Raw genomic sequence first — 19,594 nt, 5'->3', positions numbered from 1 at the left:
GTTCGGGGGCCGTCGCGGCCCTCACAAGGAGTGATTCATGAAGAAGCTGCTTGCTGTTGCTGCCGCTGTTGCGGCCTTCTCGGCCCACGCCGATACCCTGACCGTTGCCGCCACCCCGGTGCCGCACGCCGAGATCCTCAACTTCGTCAAACCGCAGTTGGCCAAAGAGGGCGTGGAGTTGAAGGTGAAGGAATTCACCGACTACATCCAGCCGAACGTACAGGTTGCCGAAAAGCGCCTGGACGCCAACTTCTTCCAGCACCAGCCGTACCTGGATGAGTTCAACAAGGCCAAGGGCACCCAGCTGGTGAGCGTGGCCGGCGTGCATATCGAGCCGCTGGGCGTGTACTCGACCAAGATCAAGAAGCTCGACGAGTTGTCTTCCGGCGCCACCGTGGTCATCCCCAACGATGCCACCAACGGCGGCCGCGCCCTGCTGCTGCTGGACAAGGCCGGCGTGATCAAGCTCAAAGACAACAAGAACATCCTGTCCACCGTGAAGGATGTTGCCGAAAACCCGAAGAACGTGAAGTTTCGTGAGCTGGAAGCGGCCACCATCCCGCGCGTGCTGACCCAGGTCGATGCCGCCCTGATCAACACCAACTATGCGCTGGAAGCCAAGCTGAACCCTGAAAAAGACGCCTTGGCCATCGAAGGCAGCGATTCGCCTTACGTGAACATCCTGGTTGCCCGCCCGGACAACAAGGACTCGGGCGACATGAAGAAGCTGGCGGCTGCACTGCACTCGCCTGAGGTGAAGCAGTTCATCATCGAGAAGTACAAGGGCGCTGTGGTTCCGGCGTTCTGATCCCACATCCCCGGGGCCGCTTTGCGGCCCATTCGCCGGCAAGCCAGCTCCCACAGGTACAGCGCCAACCTCAGGTTCTGTGAGGCCCCTGTGAGAGCTGGCTTGCCGGCGAAGCTTTCAGAGCCACATCAATCCCGTTTAACCAGCCCAGGCAACTGCGCCACCAGCTTCTGGTTGTTGAACGGCGCCCGAATGAACCCGCGCTGACGCCCATCCGGCCCGACGATCGCCAGGTTGCCGCTGTGATCCACGGTATACCCCGGCTTGCTGGTATCCGCCGGAATGAACGGAATGCTCAAGGCATTGGCCAGTTTCTGGGTATCTTCGATCGACCCTGCCACGCCGACAAAATCCTTGTCGAAATAGCCCAGGTACTGCTTCAGCTGATTCGGCGTATCGCGATTCGGATCCACGCTCACCAGCACCACCTGCAGCCGGTCGACAGCTTCCTTGGGCAGTTCGCTCTTCACCTGACGCAGCTGGGCCAGGGTAGTCGGGCAGATATCCGGGCAATAGGTGTAGCCAAAGAACAACAGCGACCATTTGCCTTTCAGGTCATCCAGCTGCACCGGCTGGCCGTCCTGGTTGGTCATGCTTACATCCGCCACGGTGCGGCTCTGCGGCAGCAGGATAATGCCGGCGTCGATCAGCTCGGTGGGGTTGGGCTGGTCGCGGCCATTGAGCACCTTGTTGACGGTCAGGCCCATGATCAACGCGACCAGGGCGACGAGGATGAAGACGGTTTTCTGGGTTCGGGTCATAGGTTCAACAACAGGTAGTGGTCTAGAAGCAACGCGATGAACAGCGCGAACAGGTAGCCGATAGAGTACTTGAAGGTGCCGATCGCTGCGTGCGGCCGGCTGCCACGGTACAACACCCAGGCCCATTGCAGGAAGCGCAGCCCCAGCACCAGTGCACAGCCCAGGTACAGCGGGCCGCTCATGTGAATGGCATACGGCAACAGGCTCACCGCCAGCAATATCAAGGTGTACAGCAGGATATGCAGCTTGGTGTAGCGCTCGCCGTGGGTCACCGGCAGCATCGGGATCTCGGCCTTGGCGTATTCCTCCTTGCGGTGGATGGCCAGGGCCCAGAAGTGCGGCGGGGTCCAGGCGAAGATGATCAGTACCAGCAGCAACGGCTCGGCGCTGACATGGCCACTGACCGCGACCCAGCCCAGCAGCGGCGGCGCGGCACCGGCCAGGCCACCAATGACGATGTTCTGCGGCGTGGCACGTTTGAGGAAGCCGGTGTACAACACCGCGTAGCCCAGCAGCGAGGCCAGGGTCAGCCAGGCGGTGAGGGCGTTGGTGAACACCAGCAGCAAGGCCATGCCCAGCAACGCCAGCGCCAGGGCAAACAGCAGCGCCGGCAGCGGCTCGACGCGGCCTTGGGCCAGGGGCCGCTTGTGGGTGCGCGCCATCAGCGCGTCGATGCGCCGGTCCACCACGTGGTTGACCACCGCCGCGCCGCCGGCGCACAAACCTATGCCCAGGTTGCCGAACAGCAGCACGTTCCAGCTCACACCCGCGCGGGTGGCGAGGAACATGCCTGCCAGCGAGGTGATCAGCATCAGCACCACCACCTTGGGCTTGGTCAGCTCCAGGTAATCGCGCCAGCTGGCCCGCCGTGTACTCAGAAGCGTCGCCACGAGTCGTTCCTCATGTGATGGGAAATGCCCACGCCGACAACCGGCCGCAGGCGCCAGCCTTGGCCGACACCGACCCGAACCTTGTCGACCACGCGGATGCGGTAGTTCACCAGCACCATGCTCAGCAGCAACAGCGCCCCGCCGGCGTTGTGCGCAACGGCCACAGCCAAGGGCAGGTGCAGCAGCACATTGCTGATGCCCAGGCCGATCTGCACCGCCAGCGCCAGCAACACCAGCCGCCCCAGGCCGGGAAGGCCGCAGCGGTGCAGCTTCCAGCTGAGCATCATTAGCACACCGGTAACCAGCAGCGCGCCCAGGCGGTGGCTGATGTGGATGGCCGTGCGCGCATCACTGTCCAGTTGCCCACCCAGGTAATTGGGGCCGACATGCTGGGTAAGGTGGAAGCCGTTGCTGAAATCCGCCGCAGGCCACCATTGGCCATGGCAGGTAGGCAGGTCGATACAGGCGACGGCTGCATAGTTGGCGCTCACCCAGCCGCCCAGGGCAATCTGGCCGATCACCACCAGCAGGGCCAGGGCCGCAATGCGGCGCAGGCTCAACGGCAGCTTGGGCAATGGCGCAAAGGCCCGGGACAGCCGCAGGGACAACAGGAACAGCAGGCTCAATGTGGTGAAGCCACCAAGCAGGTGCGCCGTGACCACCTGCGGCCACAGTTTCAAGGTGACCGTCCACATGCCGAAGGCCGCCTGCGCCAGCACCACCCCCAGCAACAGCACGGGCAGCCGATAGGGCTGGCCGTCGCGGGCGTGCCGGCGCACCGCTTGCAAGGCAAGCAGGGCAATGACCATAGCCAGGGTGCCGGCGAAATAGCGGTGGACCATCTCGGCCCAGCCCTTTGCGGCTTCCACGGGGTGCTCGGGGAAGTGCAGCTCGGCATGCGCCAACTGTGCTTCGCTCTTGGGCACGCTGATGAAGCCATAGCAACCCGGCCAGTCAGGGCAGCCGAGGCCGGCGTGGGTCAGGCGGGTATAGGCACCGAGCAGGACAACCACCAGTGCCAGCAAGGTGGCGAACACAGCTATGCGGAATCCAGGTCTGGCCATGGCAGGCTCCTAGCCGATATTGGACAGCTTGAGCAGGTGGCGCAGGTCGTCCAGCACGTGCTTGCCGTTGACCTTGCCGTCATAGCGCAGTACCAGGTTGCCGTGCGGGTCGACGATCCACAGCTTGGGGCCGGGCTCGCCGACCTTCTGCAGGTAGCGCGGAGCGTCCAGCGGGTAGCGTTGCAATTGTGGATATTCGCGACCGAGCAACGCCTGGTAGTCAGCGCTCAGCGGCTGGGCGGCAGCCAGCGCATGGCTGGCACGGCTGGCATCCCGGCCTAGCCCGACCTGGATCTGCCGGGCCAGGTAGACCAGGCGCTGGCAGTCCTCGGCACAGGCCTGGGGTGCGCTCACCAACAGCTGCCAGCGCTCGTCGTGGCCCGCCACGCCGAGGTCGGTACGGCTCTCGCCATTGCCGATCATGGCGCCGTGGTAGCTGCGGCCTTCCGGTACCCAGAACTTGAGCTTGTACATGCTGGTGGCCAGGATCATCGGCCCGAGCACCACCAGCAGAATCAACAACAGCTGCAAACGCCCGCGGGCTCTGGGTTTGCCGGGTTCAGGCAGGTCCAGTGGAGTGGCGGTGGCCATGGCGTTTCTCCTTGTTGTGGTGCCAGCCGAAATAGAGGTAAAGCAGCAGCAGGGCAGCCGCCAGGGCAAACCACTGCACGGCGTACCCCAGGTGTTTTTCCGGGCCCATGGCGACTACTGGCCAGTCCAGGCGATAGGTCGCCGGCCCTGGTTCCAGGCGCAGTTCATGGGCATAGCCTTCGCGGTCGAGCTGCTGCCACAGCTGGGCGGCGTCGACGGCAGTCAGCAGGTGCGGCCATTGGCCGCCGAGCGGATCGGGATGTAGCTGGAAGGTGTGGCCCGGCGATACATACACCGCAGCGTCCAGCGCCAACGCCTGGGTTGGGGTGCCGAAATGCACCGGCACGCGGCGGTCTGGCCATGGCAGCCAGCCACGATTGACCAGCAGCCACTGCCCGCTGGCCTGGTCATGGAAGGGTTGCAGCAATTCGACCCCGGCCTGGCCGTCGCGCATGCGGTTGTCCAGCAACACGCTGTGCCCGGCGTCGAAGCGACCGTATAGATGCACACGGCGGAAGGCATTGTCTTCATCCGCCGTCAGCTGGGTGGTGGCCAATGGCACCTCGACCCGCCGTTCGGCATAGCTGGCCAGCAGTGCGCGCTTTTCTTCGGCACGGCCGAGTTGCCAGCAGCCAAGCGCGACCAGCCCCGGCAGCAGTGCAAGCACCACCAGGGTGGGTACCCAGCCTGGGCGAAACGGCTTCATCGCAGCCTCGCCCGGTCGATCGCTATACTTATCCACATCACCGCATCCCCCCGGAGTGTCGCCATGCTCAAGGCCGCGATTGTCCTGATGCTGTTGGCCACGGTTGCCAGCCTGTTCAGTGGCCTGGTGTTTCTGGTCAAGGACGATGAAAACTCGACCCGCTTGCTCAAGGCGCTGACCGTGCGCGTGACCCTGGCTGCCCTGACCATCGGCCTGGTGGCCTGGGGCTTCATCAGTGGTCAGCTGGTTTCACACGCCCCCTTCTGAATCTGCATTTGCTTTGATGGCCTCATCGCCGGCAAGCCAGCTCGCACAGGAACCCCACATGCGCCAGGTCCAGTGGGCCCCTGTGAGAGCTGGCTTGCCGGCGATTGGCCCTAGAGCACATAGACAAAGATGAACAACCCCACCCACACCACATCGACGAAGTGCCAGTACCAGCTCGCCGCCTCGAAGCCAAAGTGTTTCTCCGGGTTGAAATGCCCGCGCAGGATGCGCACGAACATGACGATCAGGATGATCGTGCCCAAGGTCACGTGGGCGCCATGGAACCCGGTAAGCATGAAGAACGTCGCCCCGTAGATCCCCGAACCCAGTGTCAGCCCCAGCTTGGTGTAGGCCTCGTGGTACTCGTAGGCCTGCAACGTGATGAAGCAGATGCCCAGCAAGATGGTCAGCGCCATCCACAGTTTCAACGGGCCGCGGTGGTCCCGACGCAAAGCATGGTGGGCAATGGTGATGGTCACGCTGGAGCTGACCAGCAAGATGGTATTGATCAGCGGCAGATGCCACGGGTCGATCACTTCCTTGGGCGGCGGGAACAGCTTGGGGTCGGGCGTATGCAGCAGCGGCCAGGTGAACTCGAAGGTGGGCCACAGCATGTGCGCCACGCCCTTGGCACCTTCGCCCCCCAACCACGGCCCGGCCAGCACGCGCACATAGAACAGCGCGCCAAAGAAGGCCATGAAGAACATCACCTCGGAGAAGATGAACCAGCTCATGCCCCAGCGGAACGAGCGGTCCAGCTGCGGGCTGTACAACCCCGCGCGGCTCTCCTTCACCACCGCACCAAACCAGCCGAACAGCATGTAGGCCAGGAACAACGCGCCGACGAAGAAAATAAGCGGCCCGTGCGAGTCGGGGTGGCCGGCCTTCATGTCGTTGAACCAGGTGCCCAGGCCGAACACCGTGATGAACATACCGATGGTGGCGATGATCGGCCACTTGCTCTGCGCCGGAACATAGTAGTGCTGATGACTTGCCATTGCTGTTCTCCTTCCCTTAACGGGCGCCCTGGACGTCCTGGGCCGCAACATGCGCGACCGGCGGGTGGCGAGCGGTGATGTCGAACAAGGTGTAGGCCAGTGTCAGGTGCTTCACGCTGGCCGGCAGGTCGCGGTCGACGATGAAGCGCACCGGCATCTCGATGCGTTCGCCGGGTTGCAGCACCTGCTGGGTAAAGCAGAAGCACTCGGTCTTGTGGAAATACGCCGCAGCCTCGGCCGGGGTGATGCTGGGAATGGCTTGCGCGCTCATCGGCCGGTCCGTCGGGTTGTGGGCAATGAAGATCATCTGGTTCACCGCCCCCGGGTTGACCTCCAGCTGGTCGGCGGTGGAGTAGAAATCCCAGACCATGTCGCTGGCATTGGTCGACATGAACTGCACCCGCACTGCGCGCGTCGGGTCGCTGACCTGGCTGCCCTCGTACTGCCCACCGGTCTTGCCGTTGATGCCGAAGGCCTTGCACATCACGTCGTAGATTGGCACCAGCGCAAAGCCGAAGGCGAACATCACCACCGTCAGCATCAGCAGGCGCGTTACCAGGCGTTTCAGCGACAGGCCGTTCATGGCAGGTTTCCTATTTCACTTCCGGCGGTGTCTGGAAGGTGTGGTAAGGCGCGGGCGAGGGGATCGACCACTCCAGGCCCTCGGCGCCATCCCAAGGTTTGGCCGGTGCCGGCGCCCCGCCACGGATGCACTTGATGACGATGAACAGGAAGAAGATCTGCGTGGCGCCGAACATGAAGGCACCGATCGAGGACACCATGTTGAAGTCGGCGAACTGCAGGTTGTAGTCGGGAATACGCCGCGGCATGCCGGCCAGCCCTACGAAGTGCATGGGGAAGAAGGCCATGTTCATGCCGATGAACGACAGCCAGAAGTGCAGCTTGCCGAGGGTTTCGTCGTACATGTAGCCGGTCCATTTCGGCAGCCAGTAGTAGGCCGAAGCGAAGATGCCGAAAATCGCCCCGGGCACTAGCACGTAATGGAAATGCGCCACCACGAAGTAGGTATCGTGGTACTGGAAGTCCGCCGGGGCGATCGCCAGCATCAGCCCGGAAAAGCCGCCGATGGTGAACAGGATCACAAAGGCGATGGCGAACAGCATTGGCGTCTCGAAGGTGAGCGAGCCTTCCCACATGGTGCTGACCCAGTTGAACACCTTCACCCCGGTGGGCACGGCGATCAGCATGGTGGCGTACATGAAGAACAGCTCGCCCACCACCGGGATTCCGACCACGAACATGTGGTGGGCCCAGACGATGAACGACAGGAAGGCGATGGCGCCGGTGGCGTACACCATCGAGGTGTAGCCAAACAGCGGCTTGCGCGAGAAGGCCGGAATGATCGAGCTGACCGCGCCGAAAGCCGGCAGGATCATGATGTACACCTCGGGGTGGCCGAAGAACCAGAACACATGCTGGAACAGCACCGGGTCACCGCCACCTGCGGCACTGAAGAAGCTGGTGCCGAAATGAATGTCCATCAGCATCATGGTCACCACGCCCGCCAGCACCGGCATTACCGCAATCAACAGAAACGCGGTGATCAGCCAGGTCCAGACGAATAGCGGCATTTTCATCAGGGTCATGCCGGGTGCACGCAGGTTGAGGATCGTGGCGATCACGTTGATCGCGCCCATGATCGAGCTGATGCCCATCAGGTGAATGGCGAAGATGAAGAAGGTGACGCTGGCCGGTGCGTAGGTAGTGGAAAGCGGTGCGTAGAAGGTCCAGCCGAAGTTGGGCCCGCCACCCGGGCTGAACAGCGTCGAGACCAGCAGCAGGAAGGCCGCCGGCAACAGCCAGAAGCTGAAGTTGTTCATCCGCGGCAGGGCCATGTCGGGCGCGCCGATCATCAGCGGGATCATCCAGTTGGCCAGGCCGACAAAGGCCGGCATCACCGCGCCGAACACCATGATCAGCCCATGCATGGTGGTCATCTGGTTGAAGAACGCCGGCTCCACAATCTGCAGGCCGGGCTGGAACAGCTCGGCACGAATCACCATGGCGAACGAGCCACCCAGCAGGAACATCAAGAAGGCGAACCACAGGTACAGGGTGCCGATGTCCTTGTGGTTGGTGGTCAGCACCCAGCGCATCAGGCCCTTGGCCGGGCCGTGCGCGTGGTCATCGCCGTGGGCGTGGTCGTCGATCACTGCACTCATGTCCTGTCTCCTGCAACACATTGATTGCCGCGAGTAACCCGGTTCACTTGGCTTGCGCCTGCTTCAGCGCCAGCACGTCCTTCGGCGTGACCATGTCACCTTTGTTGTTACCCCAGGCGTTGCGCTCGTAGGTGATCACTGCGGCGAGGTCGACTTCCGACAGCTGTTTGCCGAAAGCGGCCATTGCTGTGCCGGGCTTGCCGTGGAACACGATATTCAGATGGCCTTCCTTCGGCCCGGTGGCGATCTTCGAGCCTTTGAGCGCCGGGAACATCGGTGGCAGGCCCTGGCCTTCGGCCTGGTGACAGGCCACGCAGGTGGTGTGGTAGACCTTGTCACCACGTGCCACCAGTTCCTCCAGGGTCCATTCCTTGCTGGTCAGCTCCTTGAGCTTGGCGGCCTCGGCCTTGCGCTCGCCCAGCCAGGTGTCGTAATCAGCCTTGGACTTGACCTCGACCACCACCGGCATGAAGCCGTGATCCTTGCCGCACAGCTCGGTGCACTGGCCGCGGTAGATGCCGGGCTTCTCGATGCGGGTCCAGGCTTCGTTGACAAAGCCGGGAATGGCGTCGCGCTTGACCGCAAAGGCTGGCACCCACCAGGAGTGGATCACGTCGGCGGCGGTCACCAGAAAGCGCACCTTGGCGCCCACCGGCAGCACCAGAGGCTGGTCCACTTCGAGCAGATAGTGCTCGTCCTTGGGGGCTTGGTTGTGGATCTGCTCGGCAGGGGTGGCCAGGTTGCTGAAGAACTCCACATCCTGGCCCAGGTATTTGTAATGCCACTTCCACTGGTAGCCGGTGACCTGAATGTCGATGTCCGATTCGCTGGCGTCGTAAATGTCGATCAGGGTCTTGGTCGCCGGAATGGCCATGACCACCAGGATCAGGAAGGGCACCACGGTCCAGAGGATTTCCACCCAGGTGTGCTCGTGGAAGTGCGCGGCCTGCTGGCCGGTAGAGCGGCGGTGGACCACCATCGACCAGAACATCGCGCCGAACACCACGATGCCGATGATCACGCAGATCCAGAAGATGGTCATATGCAGATCGAAGACGGCGTTGGAGACCTCCGTCGCCCCCGGGTGCATGTTCACGGTCCAGGCTGCGTTGGCCTGACCAAAAACCGACCACAACAGGAGGCCCATCCAGACATGTGGATGTCGCATCATTGCGGGTTCCCCTTCTCGTTCTTGTTGTCCCGGAGGCGTGGCCTGCGGCAAGAGGGAACGGCGGTCAAGACTACCTGGCTTCGACGACCGAGCCCCTGCAAAAGCAGCTGGGCCTCATCAACGAATCACGTTCATCGGGAGTATAGTCAGCGACCAATGGCACGCAATGAAGCTAGTGAAATGAACTTCACCAAATGGCCAGATGCCCGGAAAAGCGCGTGTTTGATAGGGTATGGCCCAATAATGGCCACCCGATATGCCTGAGGATGCACACGTTTGCGCGACTTATAACAAATACGTCTTAGGTATTCTGTATACCGAGCTAATTTAGTGTCTTCCGTTTGAAACGTAATGTCCCTGGAGTTGTCATGAACATCGCTGCTGTACGCGAGCAGGTAAGCCAAGCCCATCAACACGAAGGCCAGACCGGCCAATTGAAAGCGCGTCTCGAGCTGCAACTGCCGCACCTGCACCCCTCGATCCAACTGCCTGAGCAGGACGCCCAGGGTACTTTGGCGCGCTTCGTCAGCGCCTACATCGAACAGGTCCCGGAACTGCTCGAGGCTGCCCACGAGGTTGCCCTGGAAGCAGGGATCGAATCGCAGATCAAACCTGTACTGAAAATTGCCGAGGCCTATTTCCTGCAGCCGCCAGAGGTCATGGACGGGCATGTCGGCCTGGACTGCCTGCTGGATGAGGCGTATCTGGCGCACCGGCTGGTGGAAGAGGTGAACGACCTGTACATCCGTCACTTCCAGCAGCCGCTGATTCCGTTCGATACCACCATGGCCAACCTGATTGCTCACCAGTTGATCGGCGAAGAATTTGCCAACCAGCTGGATGAAGTGGTGCACCACTCGGTGGATGAGATGCTCAATGAGCAGAGCTTTGCGGTGGAATCGGTAGAGGCATACCGCGAGAAATTGAGCAGCCCGGCAACGGGTGAGGCTTGGAAACGCTGGCCATGCCTGTCGCGCCAGCTGGGTGTTGAGCTGGGTCAACCGGCCTGATACTCCTGTCCCGGTCTTTTCGCGGGTGAACCCGCTCCCACAGGTACTGCACCGGCCTTTAAACCTGTGTTGAACCTGTGGGAGCGGGTTTACCCGCGAAGAGGCCAGTTCAGGCGATACAAAACTTCCGGCTTTAGGCCCCAACCCCCGCCGTAGTCCGCAACCGCCCCTCGATGCGCCGTTTCAACCGCCGCTGCTCGATCAGCAACCGCGACCCATGGGCTGCATTGCTGCGCCCCCAGTCCTCCAGCAACTCAAGGCACGAGTGGTCGATATAGCTCAGGTTGCCCAGCGGGACATGCAGCGTGGTCCCCGCCGGCACACCGTCCAGCACCTGGGTCAGCGCCGGCACCTTGAGGAACGTGGCCGCACCACTGAGCCGCAGCTCCATGTGCCCGGCCTTCTCCAGGCTGACCAAATTGATTTTCAGCCGCGCCGCTTTGAACGCCAGCTTGAGCAAGGTCAGGGCGAAGCCCAACAGCACCCCGGTCAGCAGGTCGGTGAAGATGATCGCTAGCGCAGTCGCTGCGTAGGTCAACATCGGCATGCGGCCATAACGACCCAGGCCACGAAACGCCTTGAAGTCGACCAGCTTGACCCCGGTAAACACCAGTACCCCCGCCAGGCTCGCCACCGGGATCTGCTGCAGCACGCTGCTCAACACCACCACGAACGCCAGCAACCAAAGGCCATGGAAGATCGCCGAAGCCCGCGTCTGTGCACCTGCCTGGACGTTGGCCGAGCTGCGCACGATCACCCCGGTCATCGGCAATGCACCGAGAATCCCGCAGAGCATGTTGCCGATGCCCTGTGCGGACAACTCACGGTCGAAGTCCGAGCGCTGGCCGCTGTGCATTCGGTCGACTGCCGCCGCCGATAGCAGGGTTTCAGCGCTGGCAATGAACGCCAGGGCAAAAGCGGCGACCAACAGCGTAGGGTCGGCCAGCTTCATCAGGTCATCCGGGCGCAGCCAGTCGATGGCTTCGGACAAGTCTGCCGGCACCTGCACGCGGTTCACCGGCAACGCCAGCCACATGGCGATGGCGGTCATCGCCGCCACACCCAGCAAGGCGCCTGGCACAAAGCGCAGCCGCTGCGGCCGCAGGCGCTCCCAGCCCCACATGATGACGATGGTACCCAGGCCCAGCGCACCGGCCATCCAGCCTGAGCCTGCGCTTTCCTGCGGCAGGGCGGCGGCGAGGGTAGCCGGGAACTCCAGCAGGTTCTGCAGGCCCGACGGCTGTGGCGCCGTGTCGAACATCACATGTACCTGGGACAGCACGATCAGCACGCCAATGCCGGCCAGCATGCCGTAAACCACTGCAGGCGCCGTAACCCGAAACCAGCAACCCAGCCGCAGGCGGCCAGCCAGCAACTGCAATACCCCGGCCAGCAGCAGGATCGGCCCGAGCATGGCCATGCCGTGCTGGCGCACCAGCTCGAACACCAACACCGCAAGGCCGGCAGCCGGACCACTGACCTGAAGCGGCGAACCTGCAAGGAAACCTACGACAACGCCGCCGATAATGCCGGTAATCAAGCCTTTTGCCGGCGGCATGCCGGAGGCAATGGCGATACCCATGCACAAGGGCAGGGCCACCAAAAAGACCACTACCGACGCCAGCAACTCTCGCGGCAGGGCCGCTTTCAACTGTGTAATGTTCACCGTGTATCTCCTTTTTTTGTCGCACGGCCGTTCCTCTGGCCGTGGGCACGTTGGCCCCTGACAAGCGCGCAGGCGCAGCCCGCCAGCGAAAATGCCGGCACGGCAGTCAGGGAATTCAGGGCAGCCGAAGGCCGCGCCACACCCTGCAGGGTGCGGCCGGCTATCAAGGTTCTAGCTGTGGACGGGTCGCTTAGTAGCGGCCTCTCGGAGTAGCGCAGGGGACCGGCTCGCCAGCAGCCAGGGGCAGGAAGCTGTCGCTGGCGGCGTCGTAAGCTTCGATCTTGCTGGTCTCGATGTCGTACACCCAGCCGTGGATGTACAGCTCACCGGCTGCCAGGCGCGAGGCCACCGAAGGGTGGGTACGCAGGTGATGCAGCTGGGCGATGACGTTTTCCTTGGTCAGCACCTGCATGGTTTCGTGTTCGCTGCCGCAAGAGCAGTTGTTTTCAACAACGGTGCGAGCTACTTCAGCGTGGCGCAACCAGGCAGAAACGGTCGGCATCTTGGTCAGCGATTGCGGGTTGAGCACCGCACGCATGGCGCCGCAGTCGGAGTGGCCGCAGACGATGATGTGGTGCACGCCCAGTGCCAGCACGGCGTATTCGATGGCGCTGGAAACGCCGCCGTTCATCTGGCCGTAAGGCGGTACCACGTTACCCACGTTACGGGTCACGAACAGGTCGCCTGGCGAGCTTTGGGTGATCAGCTCGGGGACGATGCGCGAGTCGGCGCAGGTGATGAACATGGCGCGTGGTGTTTGCGCAGTGGCGAGCTTCTTGAACAGCTGTTGCTGTTCGGGGAAGACGTCATGGTGAAAGCGCAGAAAGCCATCGACAATGTGCTTCAGGGCGGCATCGGCGCTCTCCGCGGGGACCTGCGGTACGGCCTTGGATGGGTCCTTGACGGGCATGATTCATCCTCTTGACGGTGTGTAGGTAAATCCATTTTACCGGTGAAAGATTCTGGCTATGCAGGGAATTAGATGACACGCACGGGCCATAGATCACAGTCGGTGTGGACTGATTTCCTACGCTAGCGGGGGAAACTTAACTGAAACTTAATTCGCAGGCTCTAGAACGGGTGTTCCAGATGAAATAGGCGGGAACTGGATAATAGCAAAAAAACATCAACTGCCAATATGTATTACTGTCGTTATTGGCTGCTATTAGTTGGGTTGTGAGCAAAGAGCAGGGCCTGGGCAGGATCCGAATATCAGAACAGGGCCATCTGCCCACCGGGTACACAGAACGCAGAGCAATCCAGCGCCTGCGCTTCCCGCCCCTCGAACTCCAGGCGTTTCATGGCCTTGGCAAACCGCTGCGCCAGCAACTCGGCAAACACGCCTTCACCGCGCATGCGGGCGCCGAACCGGCTGTCATACAGTTCGCCGCCCCGGCTCTGGCGGATCAGGCTCAGTACATGCGCGGCCCGCTGCGGGTAATGGTCTTGCAACCACTGCTCGAACAACGGCGCCACCTCCAGCGGCAGGCGCAACATCATGTAGGCCGCGCTCTGAGCACCCGCCTCTCTGGCTGCCTCCAGCAAGCGCTCCAGTTCACTGTCATTGATCATCGGAATCATGGGCGAGCACAACACCCCAACCGGTACACCCGCCTCGCGCAACACCCGAATCGCCCGCAGCCGTGCTGAGGGTGACGCCGCACGTGGCTCCAGCACCCGCTTCAGGTCATCGTCCAGCGTGGTCAGGCTGATCATTACCTTCGCCAACCGTTGCCGTGCCATCTCGGCCAGCAGATCAAGGTCGCGCAGCACCAACGAACCTTTGGTAACGATGGTGACCGGGTGGCGAAAACGCAGCAGCACTTCAAGCAGACGCCGGGTCAGCAAGTGCTCACGCTCGATGGGCTGGTACGGGTCAGTGTTGGAGCCCAGATTGATCGGCGCGCAAACGTAGCCCGGCTTGCTCAATTGCTGGGCAAGCACCTCGGCAGCGTTGGTCTTGGCGATCAGCTTGGTCTCGAAATCCAGGCCCGGGGAAAGGTCCCAGTATGCATGCGAGGGACGAGCGTAGCAGTAGATGCAGCCATGCTCGCAACCCCGGTACGGATTAATGGAGCGATCGAAGGGCAAATCGGGAGAAGTGTTGCGGCTGATGACTGTCTTGGCAGTCTCGATTCGCACTTCGGTCCCTTGGGTCGCCGGCACCTCCTGATACCAACCATCGTCCTCAGCCGTCGAATGGTGCAACGCAAAGCGGTTATGCGGATTATGCGCAGTGCCGCGACCTTTCCGGGGTGCTGGAGTGAACATGGCTTGAGCCTCATACTGTATTTACATACAGTAATCACATGGCAGCGTTTTCTCCAGCACCACTGGTCATCAGACGGGCATCAAAGCAGCCCGTTGTGCTTCAAAAACCGCGAATTATCCAAGGGCCGCCCGAGAAATGCTTCGTGACTCTGGGCGAATGGTCGCGAGGCGGCGGGCTCGAAGAATGTTTCAAGCAGCGACCTTCCGGCTGCTGCGTCAAGCAGCCCTGCTGACTCAAAACGTGTGAACAGGTCCCAGGCATGAGCATCGGCCCAGAGATAGGCGTAGAACCCGGCATCGTAACCCGCCACAAGGTAGTCGAAGCCGTGCAGCGGCTTTTCGAACCCGGCCAGCGGCCAGCGCCCCGCGCGGTTATTGGCATCCCGAACTCGGTCATCGAGGCTGCGGCCATCCCGGGGTGTCAGGTGCAAGTCGAAATCGAGAAGCGACAGGCTCAAGGTCCTGGCACAGGCGCGACTATGGTCGGCCCGCAATTGCACAAGAAGCGAGCGCAAGGCTGCCACCTCCAGCCGCTGGCCAGATTGATGATGAGCGGAGATGCTGGCGAGGTAGTCGGCATCCCATACCCAGCATTCGAACAGTTTGCCGGCTGCCTCAACGCCATCGTTGCCGAGCCGGCGAATATCGGACAAGACATGGTTGCTCGTGCGCACCAGCAGTGAATGCAACGCATGGCCGAACTCGTGGAACAGCTTTCTCAGCGCCAAGTGATCAAGCAGCGGAGGAACCCCGTCGGTACCCATGCGTACATCGCTGATCATCGCCACCACTGCACCATGGTACCGCCCCTCTGCATCTGTACGTCTATGCCTGTAGGCAAGGGTTTGCACAGTGTCTGGCTGCTTGTATTCATGCAGGAGAGCATCGAGATAAAGGTAGCCCAAGGAGGCATGGTCCTGGATGACCTCGAAGGCGCTCACACTTGGGTGCCAGGCTTTGGGCTCGTCAATTTTTTTCAGCTGCACACCAAACAAGTGCCTGGCTAAATCAATCAGCGCAGCAACCACCGTTTCGAGCGGGAAGTATTCCTGCATCTGGCTTTCGGTGAGCGCGCGTTCGCCACCGCGACCAACCTCATGCAGGTACTCCACGTCCCACGGCATGATCTGATCAATGCCTTGCTCGGCAGCCAGGCTATGCAGTCGGCTGTTTGAAGCCTCGATAACAGGCTTGATACGTTGCTCCAGCCCTCCAAGAAACGTCTGCAAATCAGCAACAGTGCCGATGCTCTTGCTGGCCAGGCTGAATGCCATGTGGCTGTCAAAGCCCAACAATCGGGCCCTGTCACTGCGGGCTTCGGCGATTTTCTGAATGACAGCACCGTTGTCAGTCTTAGGGTCACTGGCGCCACGGGTCAGGTAGGCGCGGTAGATATCTTCACGAAGTGATCTGTCCTCGGCGTATTTCAACACAGTAGTAAAATTGGCGAGGTCGCAGGTGATCAACCAGCCCGCGAGCGATGCCGCCTTGGCATTGTCTTCCAACTGGGTGACCAGGTAGTCGGGCAGACCCGTGAGCCGCCCCTTGTCTTCGACATGTACCGACAGGGACGATACAGAATCAGTGAAGTTGTACTGAAACTGGCCGATCAGCGCCTGAAGCTGTGCCTCCAGCGCCTGTACTTGCACCCTGACTTCGCTGCTCAACAGCACGCCCCCGCGGTGGTACTCCTTGAGAATCAGGGTCAAGGTAGCCTTCTTCTGAGTATCCAGGTTCTGACCGATAGCGCTGTCGGTCAGACGCTTGTACAGGGTGTAAAGCTCAAGGTTCTTGAACTTGTCGGTGAAACACGCTTCAACTTCGCCAAACGCCTGGCCCATCACGTCCTGCCACTGCTGATCGCGGTCGGCCATAGGCAGGAAGGCATAGAATGCACCTTGCAAGTCAGCATCAAGTTCATCTACGGCAAGCACGAGGTCGTCCCAGGTAGGGAGATCAGCCTGGTGCTTTATGACTCGCTCGATACCTTGCTGGTAGCGAGCAACACTGGCCTGGATTGCTGCCAGAGCGAGCTCGGGAGTGGTTTGCTCGTAATTCAGCAGCTGTTGGGAATTCAGCAGAACGTTCATGGTGCCGGCCTTTACGATTGCGAAAGAAGGCCAGGAATATCCGGCTTTCTTTCGCAACCACGGCGCGCAACATCTACCACCCATTGCAGGTGGCCTGAAACCCGTCACTCGGTCGGTTTTTTCAACTTCGGGTTCGGAAAGAACTGCACAGTCTGCACCTTGGCCGGCGCCGCCTTCGGCGCCAGGTGATTGACCCGGGTACCCAGCTCCTTGGGCACGGAAAGGCCCTGCTCGTTAAGCGTATCGGTGAAGCCGCAGGCCACGCACTCACGGTGCGGGACACCGTCCTCGTTCCACATCATCAGCTTGTCCGGCTCGCTGCACGCCGGGCATACCGCCCCGGCGATAAAGCGCTTCTTGGTCTTGTTCACAACTACCTCGCTCATGCTGCCGCAGCCTCGCTCAGGCCACAGTGACGCAGCAACGCATCGATGGAAGGTTCACGGCCACGGAAGTCGACGAACAGCTCCATTGGCTCGCGCGAGCCACCGCGGGCCAGGATCGCTTCACGGAAGGCACGGCCAGTCTCGGCATTCAGCACGCCTTCTTCCTCGAAGCGCGAGAAGGCGTCAGCCGACAGCACTTCGGCCCACTTGTAGCTGTAGTAGCCTGCTGCGTACCCACCAGCAAAAATGTGCGCGAAGCTGTTGGGGAAGCGGTTGTAAGCAGGCGGGCGCATGACCGACACCTCGTCGCGCACGCCTTCGAGCACCTGCAGCACGCTGCGGCCGTCACCGTGGCTGGCGTGCAGCTCGAAGTCGAATAGCGAGAACTCCAACTGGCGCACCATCATCATGCCGGACTGGAAGTTCTTCGCCGCCAGCATCTTGTCCAGCAAGTCCTGGGGCAGGGCGGCAGCGGTTTCGAAATGGCCGGAGATCAACGCCAGGCCTTCTGGCTCCCAGCACCAGTTTTCCATGAACTGGCTTGGCAGCTCGACCGCATCCCAGGCCACGCCGTTGATACCGGATACACCGGCATGTTCGATGCGGGTCAGCATATGGTGCAGACCATGGCCGAACTCGTGGAACAGGGTGGTGACTTCATCGTGGGTCAGCAGCGCCGGCTTGCCTGGGGCGGCCGGGGTGAAGTTGCACACCAGGTTGGCCACCGGGCTCTGCAACTCGCCGGCAGCGGTACGGCGACGGTCGCGGGCACCGTCCATCCAGGCGCCGCCACGCTTGTTGGCGCGGGCGTACAGGTCGAAGAAGAAGCGCCCCACGTGCTGGCCCTTTTCCTTGATCTCGAACAGGCGCACGTCCGGGTGCCAGGTGTCGAAGCCCTTGAGCTCCGCGATTTCGATGCCATAAAGGCGTTGCACGATGCTGAACAGGCCGCCCAGCACCTTGTCGATCGGGAAGTAGGCGCGCAACGCTTCCTGCGACACGCTGTAGCGCTGTTCACGCAGCTTCTCGCCGAAGTAACCGGCGTCCCAGCTGGCCAGCTCAGGGCAACCCTGCTCGGCGGCGTACGCCTGAAGCTGCTGCAGGTCCTGGGCGGCAAAAGGCTTGGAACGCTTGGCCAGGTCACGCAGGAAGCTAAGCACCTGGTCGCCGGACTCGGCCATCTTGGTGGCCAGGCTCAGCTCGGCGTAGTTCTTGTAGCCCAGCAGCTGTGCCAGCTCCTGGCGCAGGTCGAGGATTTGCTCCATCACCGGGCCGTTGTCGAACTGGCCGGCATTCGGGCCCTGGTCCGAAGCGCGGGTGCAATAGGCGGCGTACAGCTCTTCGCGCAAGGCGCGGTCACTGGCGTAGGTCATCACCGCGTAGTAGCTGGGGAATTCCAGGGTGATCAACCAGCCGTCGAGGCCCTTGGCCTGGGCTGCGGCAGCCATCTGCGCCTTGGCCGAATCGGTCAGGCCGGCCAGCGCGGCTTCGTCGGTAACGTGCTTGGTCCAGGCCTGGGTGGCATCCAGCAGCTGGTTGGAGAAGCGGCTGCCCAGCTCGCTGAGCTTGCTCTGCACCTCGGCATAACGCTGCTGCTGGTCCGCCGGCAGGTCGATACCCGACAGGCGGAAGTCACGCAAGGCGTGCTCGAGAATGGTCTTTTGCGCCACGTCGAAACCGTCGGCTTCCGGGCTGGCGATCAGCGCCTGGTACGCTTCGAACAGCGCACGATTCTGGCCCAGTTCGGTAGAGTAGGCGCTCAATGCTGGCAGGCAGGACTCGTAGGCCTCGCGCAGCTCGGCGCTGTTGCACACCGCATTGAGGTGGCTGACCGGGCTCCAGGCAGCGCCCAGGCGGTCATTGAGTTCGTCCATGGCCAGCACCAGGCCGGCCCAGGTGGGGTTCTTGCCCTGGTTTTCGAGGATCTCGGCAATGGCTTTACGGTTGTCGGCCAGGATCGCTTCGATCGCCGGCAACACGTGTTCGGCACGGATTTGCGAGAAGGGCGGCAGATCGTAGGATTGCAGAAGCGGGTTGTTCGCACTCACGGTTCGGATACCTTGGCAGAAGAAACACTTCCCCATCTTAATTACAATCGACGCCGACCGCAGCAGGCAGCCTGCCTATCGGCACAGATGAGAGACGCTATCATGGCCATCCGAAGCTTCCAGCAACACACTCCGAAAGTTGGACCACGGGCTTTCATCGACCGTTCGGCGGTAGTACTGGGCGACGTGGAAATCGGTGAAGACAGCTCTGTATGGCCCTTGACCGTGGTCCGCGGCGACATGCACCGCATCCGCATCGGCGCCCGTACCAGCGTGCAGGACGGCAGCGTGCTGCACATTACCCACGCCGGCCCGTTCAACCCGGACGGCTACCCGCTCATCATCGGCGATGAAGTAACCATCGGCCACAAAGTCATGCTGCATGGCTGCACCCTCGGCAACCGCATCCTGGTTGGCATGGGCAGCACCGTCATGGACGGCGCCATTGTCGAGGACGAAGTGATCATCGGCGCTGGCAGCCTGGTGCCGCCGGGCAAGCGCCTGGTCAGTGGCTACCTGTACATGGGCAGCCCGGTGAAGCAGGCCCGGCTGCTGAACGACAATGAACGCGCATTCTTTTCCTACAGCGCCGGCAACTATGTGAAGCTCAAGGACCAGCATCTGGCCGAAGGCTACGATCAACCTGAATGACCGCATTCGCGGGTAAACCCGCTCCCACAGGGA

19 protein-coding genes are annotated in these 19,594 nt (G+C 61.8%); 4 read left to right on the top strand and 15 right to left on the bottom strand.

Annotated features, from left to right (window positions below; all coding sequences use genetic code 11):
* Window positions 1-37 precede the first annotated feature (37 nt).
* Window positions 38-808 (top strand): MetQ/NlpA family ABC transporter substrate-binding protein, encoded by a 771-nt coding sequence (locus AC5O5R_RS00335; protein WP_172232688.1) that lies wholly within the window; start codon window positions 38-40, stop codon window positions 806-808.
* A gap of 128 nt (window positions 809-936) precedes the next feature.
* Here AC5O5R_RS00335 and AC5O5R_RS00330 read toward each other — a convergent pair whose 3' ends face one another.
* The 5 genes from AC5O5R_RS00330 to AC5O5R_RS00310 are packed head-to-tail and all read right to left on the bottom strand — an operon-like array spanning window position 937 to window position 4,820.
* The gene (locus AC5O5R_RS00330) at window positions 937-1,569 is read right to left on the bottom strand and encodes an SCO family protein (protein ID WP_172232691.1); all 633 of its coding nucleotides are present in this window, start codon (window positions 1,567-1,569) and stop codon (window positions 937-939) included.
* Window positions 1,566-2,459: a heme o synthase gene (gene cyoE, locus AC5O5R_RS00325; RefSeq protein WP_172287017.1), complete on the bottom strand. Its 894-nt coding sequence runs from the start codon at window positions 2,457-2,459 to the stop codon at window positions 1,566-1,568. Before cyoE ends, AC5O5R_RS00330 begins: the two co-directional genes overlap by 4 nt.
* The gene (locus tag AC5O5R_RS00320; protein WP_172232291.1) at window positions 2,444-3,523 is read right to left on the bottom strand and encodes a COX15/CtaA family protein; all 1,080 of its coding nucleotides are present in this window, start codon (window positions 3,521-3,523) and stop codon (window positions 2,444-2,446) included. The genes cyoE and AC5O5R_RS00320 overlap by 16 nt, the downstream gene beginning before the upstream one ends.
* Window positions 3,524-3,532: 9 nt before the next feature.
* Window positions 3,533-4,114 carry a PA_0111/PP_0108 family redox-active disulfide protein gene (locus AC5O5R_RS00315; RefSeq protein WP_172232294.1) on the bottom strand — a complete coding sequence of 194 codons (582 nt, stop codon included), beginning with the start codon at window positions 4,112-4,114 and terminating at the stop codon, window positions 3,533-3,535.
* Window positions 4,083-4,820: an SURF1 family protein gene (locus tag AC5O5R_RS00310; RefSeq protein WP_172232297.1), complete on the bottom strand. Its 738-nt coding sequence runs from the start codon at window positions 4,818-4,820 to the stop codon at window positions 4,083-4,085. The genes AC5O5R_RS00315 and AC5O5R_RS00310 overlap by 32 nt, the downstream gene beginning before the upstream one ends.
* A gap of 63 nt (window positions 4,821-4,883) precedes the next feature.
* On the opposite strand from AC5O5R_RS00310, the gene AC5O5R_RS00305 reads away from it, so the two are divergent.
* The gene (locus AC5O5R_RS00305; protein ID WP_054902213.1) at window positions 4,884-5,087 is read left to right on the top strand and encodes a twin transmembrane helix small protein; all 204 of its coding nucleotides are present in this window, start codon (window positions 4,884-4,886) and stop codon (window positions 5,085-5,087) included.
* A 110-nt stretch (window positions 5,088-5,197) separates the two neighbouring features.
* Here the strand turns inward: AC5O5R_RS00305 and AC5O5R_RS00300 are convergent, their stop codons facing one another.
* From AC5O5R_RS00300 to coxB, 4 genes are read right to left on the bottom strand one after another with little or no spacing between them, the layout of a single operon-like run.
* Complete coding sequence (locus AC5O5R_RS00300) at window positions 5,198-6,085, bottom strand: cytochrome c oxidase subunit 3 (RefSeq protein ID WP_172287014.1); 888 nt, start codon at window positions 6,083-6,085, stop codon at window positions 5,198-5,200.
* A gap of 16 nt (window positions 6,086-6,101) precedes the next feature.
* Complete coding sequence (locus AC5O5R_RS00295; protein WP_172226568.1) at window positions 6,102-6,668, bottom strand: cytochrome c oxidase assembly protein; 567 nt, start codon at window positions 6,666-6,668, stop codon at window positions 6,102-6,104.
* A 10-nt stretch (window positions 6,669-6,678) separates the two neighbouring features.
* Window positions 6,679-8,268, bottom strand: coding sequence for a cytochrome c oxidase subunit I (gene ctaD / locus AC5O5R_RS00290; protein WP_172226565.1), 1,590 nt, complete (start codon window positions 8,266-8,268; stop codon window positions 6,679-6,681).
* Between the two features lie 43 nt (window positions 8,269-8,311).
* Window positions 8,312-9,439 (bottom strand): cytochrome c oxidase subunit II, encoded by a 1,128-nt coding sequence (coxB, locus tag AC5O5R_RS00285; protein ID WP_172226562.1) that lies wholly within the window; start codon window positions 9,437-9,439, stop codon window positions 8,312-8,314.
* A gap of 368 nt (window positions 9,440-9,807) precedes the next feature.
* Here coxB and AC5O5R_RS00280 point away from each other — a divergent pair, with 368 nt between their 5' ends.
* The gene (locus tag AC5O5R_RS00280) at window positions 9,808-10,449 is read left to right on the top strand and encodes a hypothetical protein (protein ID WP_172226559.1); all 642 of its coding nucleotides are present in this window, start codon (window positions 9,808-9,810) and stop codon (window positions 10,447-10,449) included.
* 133 nt (window positions 10,450-10,582) lie between these two features.
* Here AC5O5R_RS00280 and AC5O5R_RS00275 read toward each other — a convergent pair whose 3' ends face one another.
* The 6 genes from AC5O5R_RS00275 to prlC all read right to left on the bottom strand — a co-directional run bounded on the left by AC5O5R_RS00275 (window position 10,583) and on the right by prlC (window position 18,946).
* Window positions 10,583-12,115: a SulP family inorganic anion transporter gene (locus tag AC5O5R_RS00275; protein WP_172226556.1), complete on the bottom strand. Its 1,533-nt coding sequence runs from the start codon at window positions 12,113-12,115 to the stop codon at window positions 10,583-10,585.
* A gap of 190 nt (window positions 12,116-12,305) precedes the next feature.
* On the bottom strand, window positions 12,306-13,025 hold the full coding sequence (locus AC5O5R_RS00270; protein WP_172226553.1) for a carbonic anhydrase: 720 nt from the start codon (window positions 13,023-13,025) through the stop codon (window positions 12,306-12,308).
* Between the two features lie 302 nt (window positions 13,026-13,327).
* Entirely contained in the window at window positions 13,328-14,386 is a 1,059-nt protein-coding gene (locus AC5O5R_RS00265; protein ID WP_172226550.1) for a PA0069 family radical SAM protein, read from the bottom strand.
* Window positions 14,387-14,466: 80 nt separating this feature from the next.
* Window positions 14,467-16,476: a M3 family metallopeptidase gene (locus tag AC5O5R_RS00260; protein ID WP_172226547.1), complete on the bottom strand. Its 2,010-nt coding sequence runs from the start codon at window positions 16,474-16,476 to the stop codon at window positions 14,467-14,469.
* Between the two features lie 104 nt (window positions 16,477-16,580).
* Window positions 16,581-16,862, bottom strand: coding sequence for a YheV family putative zinc ribbon protein (locus tag AC5O5R_RS00255; protein WP_172226545.1), 282 nt, complete (start codon window positions 16,860-16,862; stop codon window positions 16,581-16,583).
* Window positions 16,859-18,946 (bottom strand): oligopeptidase A, encoded by a 2,088-nt coding sequence (prlC, locus tag AC5O5R_RS00250; protein ID WP_172226542.1) that lies wholly within the window; start codon window positions 18,944-18,946, stop codon window positions 16,859-16,861. The genes AC5O5R_RS00255 and prlC overlap by 4 nt, the downstream gene beginning before the upstream one ends.
* A gap of 66 nt (window positions 18,947-19,012) precedes the next feature.
* On the opposite strand from prlC, the gene AC5O5R_RS00245 reads away from it, so the two are divergent.
* Complete coding sequence (locus AC5O5R_RS00245) at window positions 19,013-19,561, top strand: gamma carbonic anhydrase family protein (RefSeq protein WP_172226539.1); 549 nt, start codon at window positions 19,013-19,015, stop codon at window positions 19,559-19,561.
* The last annotated feature ends 33 nt before the right edge of the window (window positions 19,562-19,594 follow it).

This window comes from Pseudomonas sp. 8_5_2, from assembly GCF_059295255.1.
This window is presented reverse-complemented; position numbering and strand designations above follow the sequence as displayed.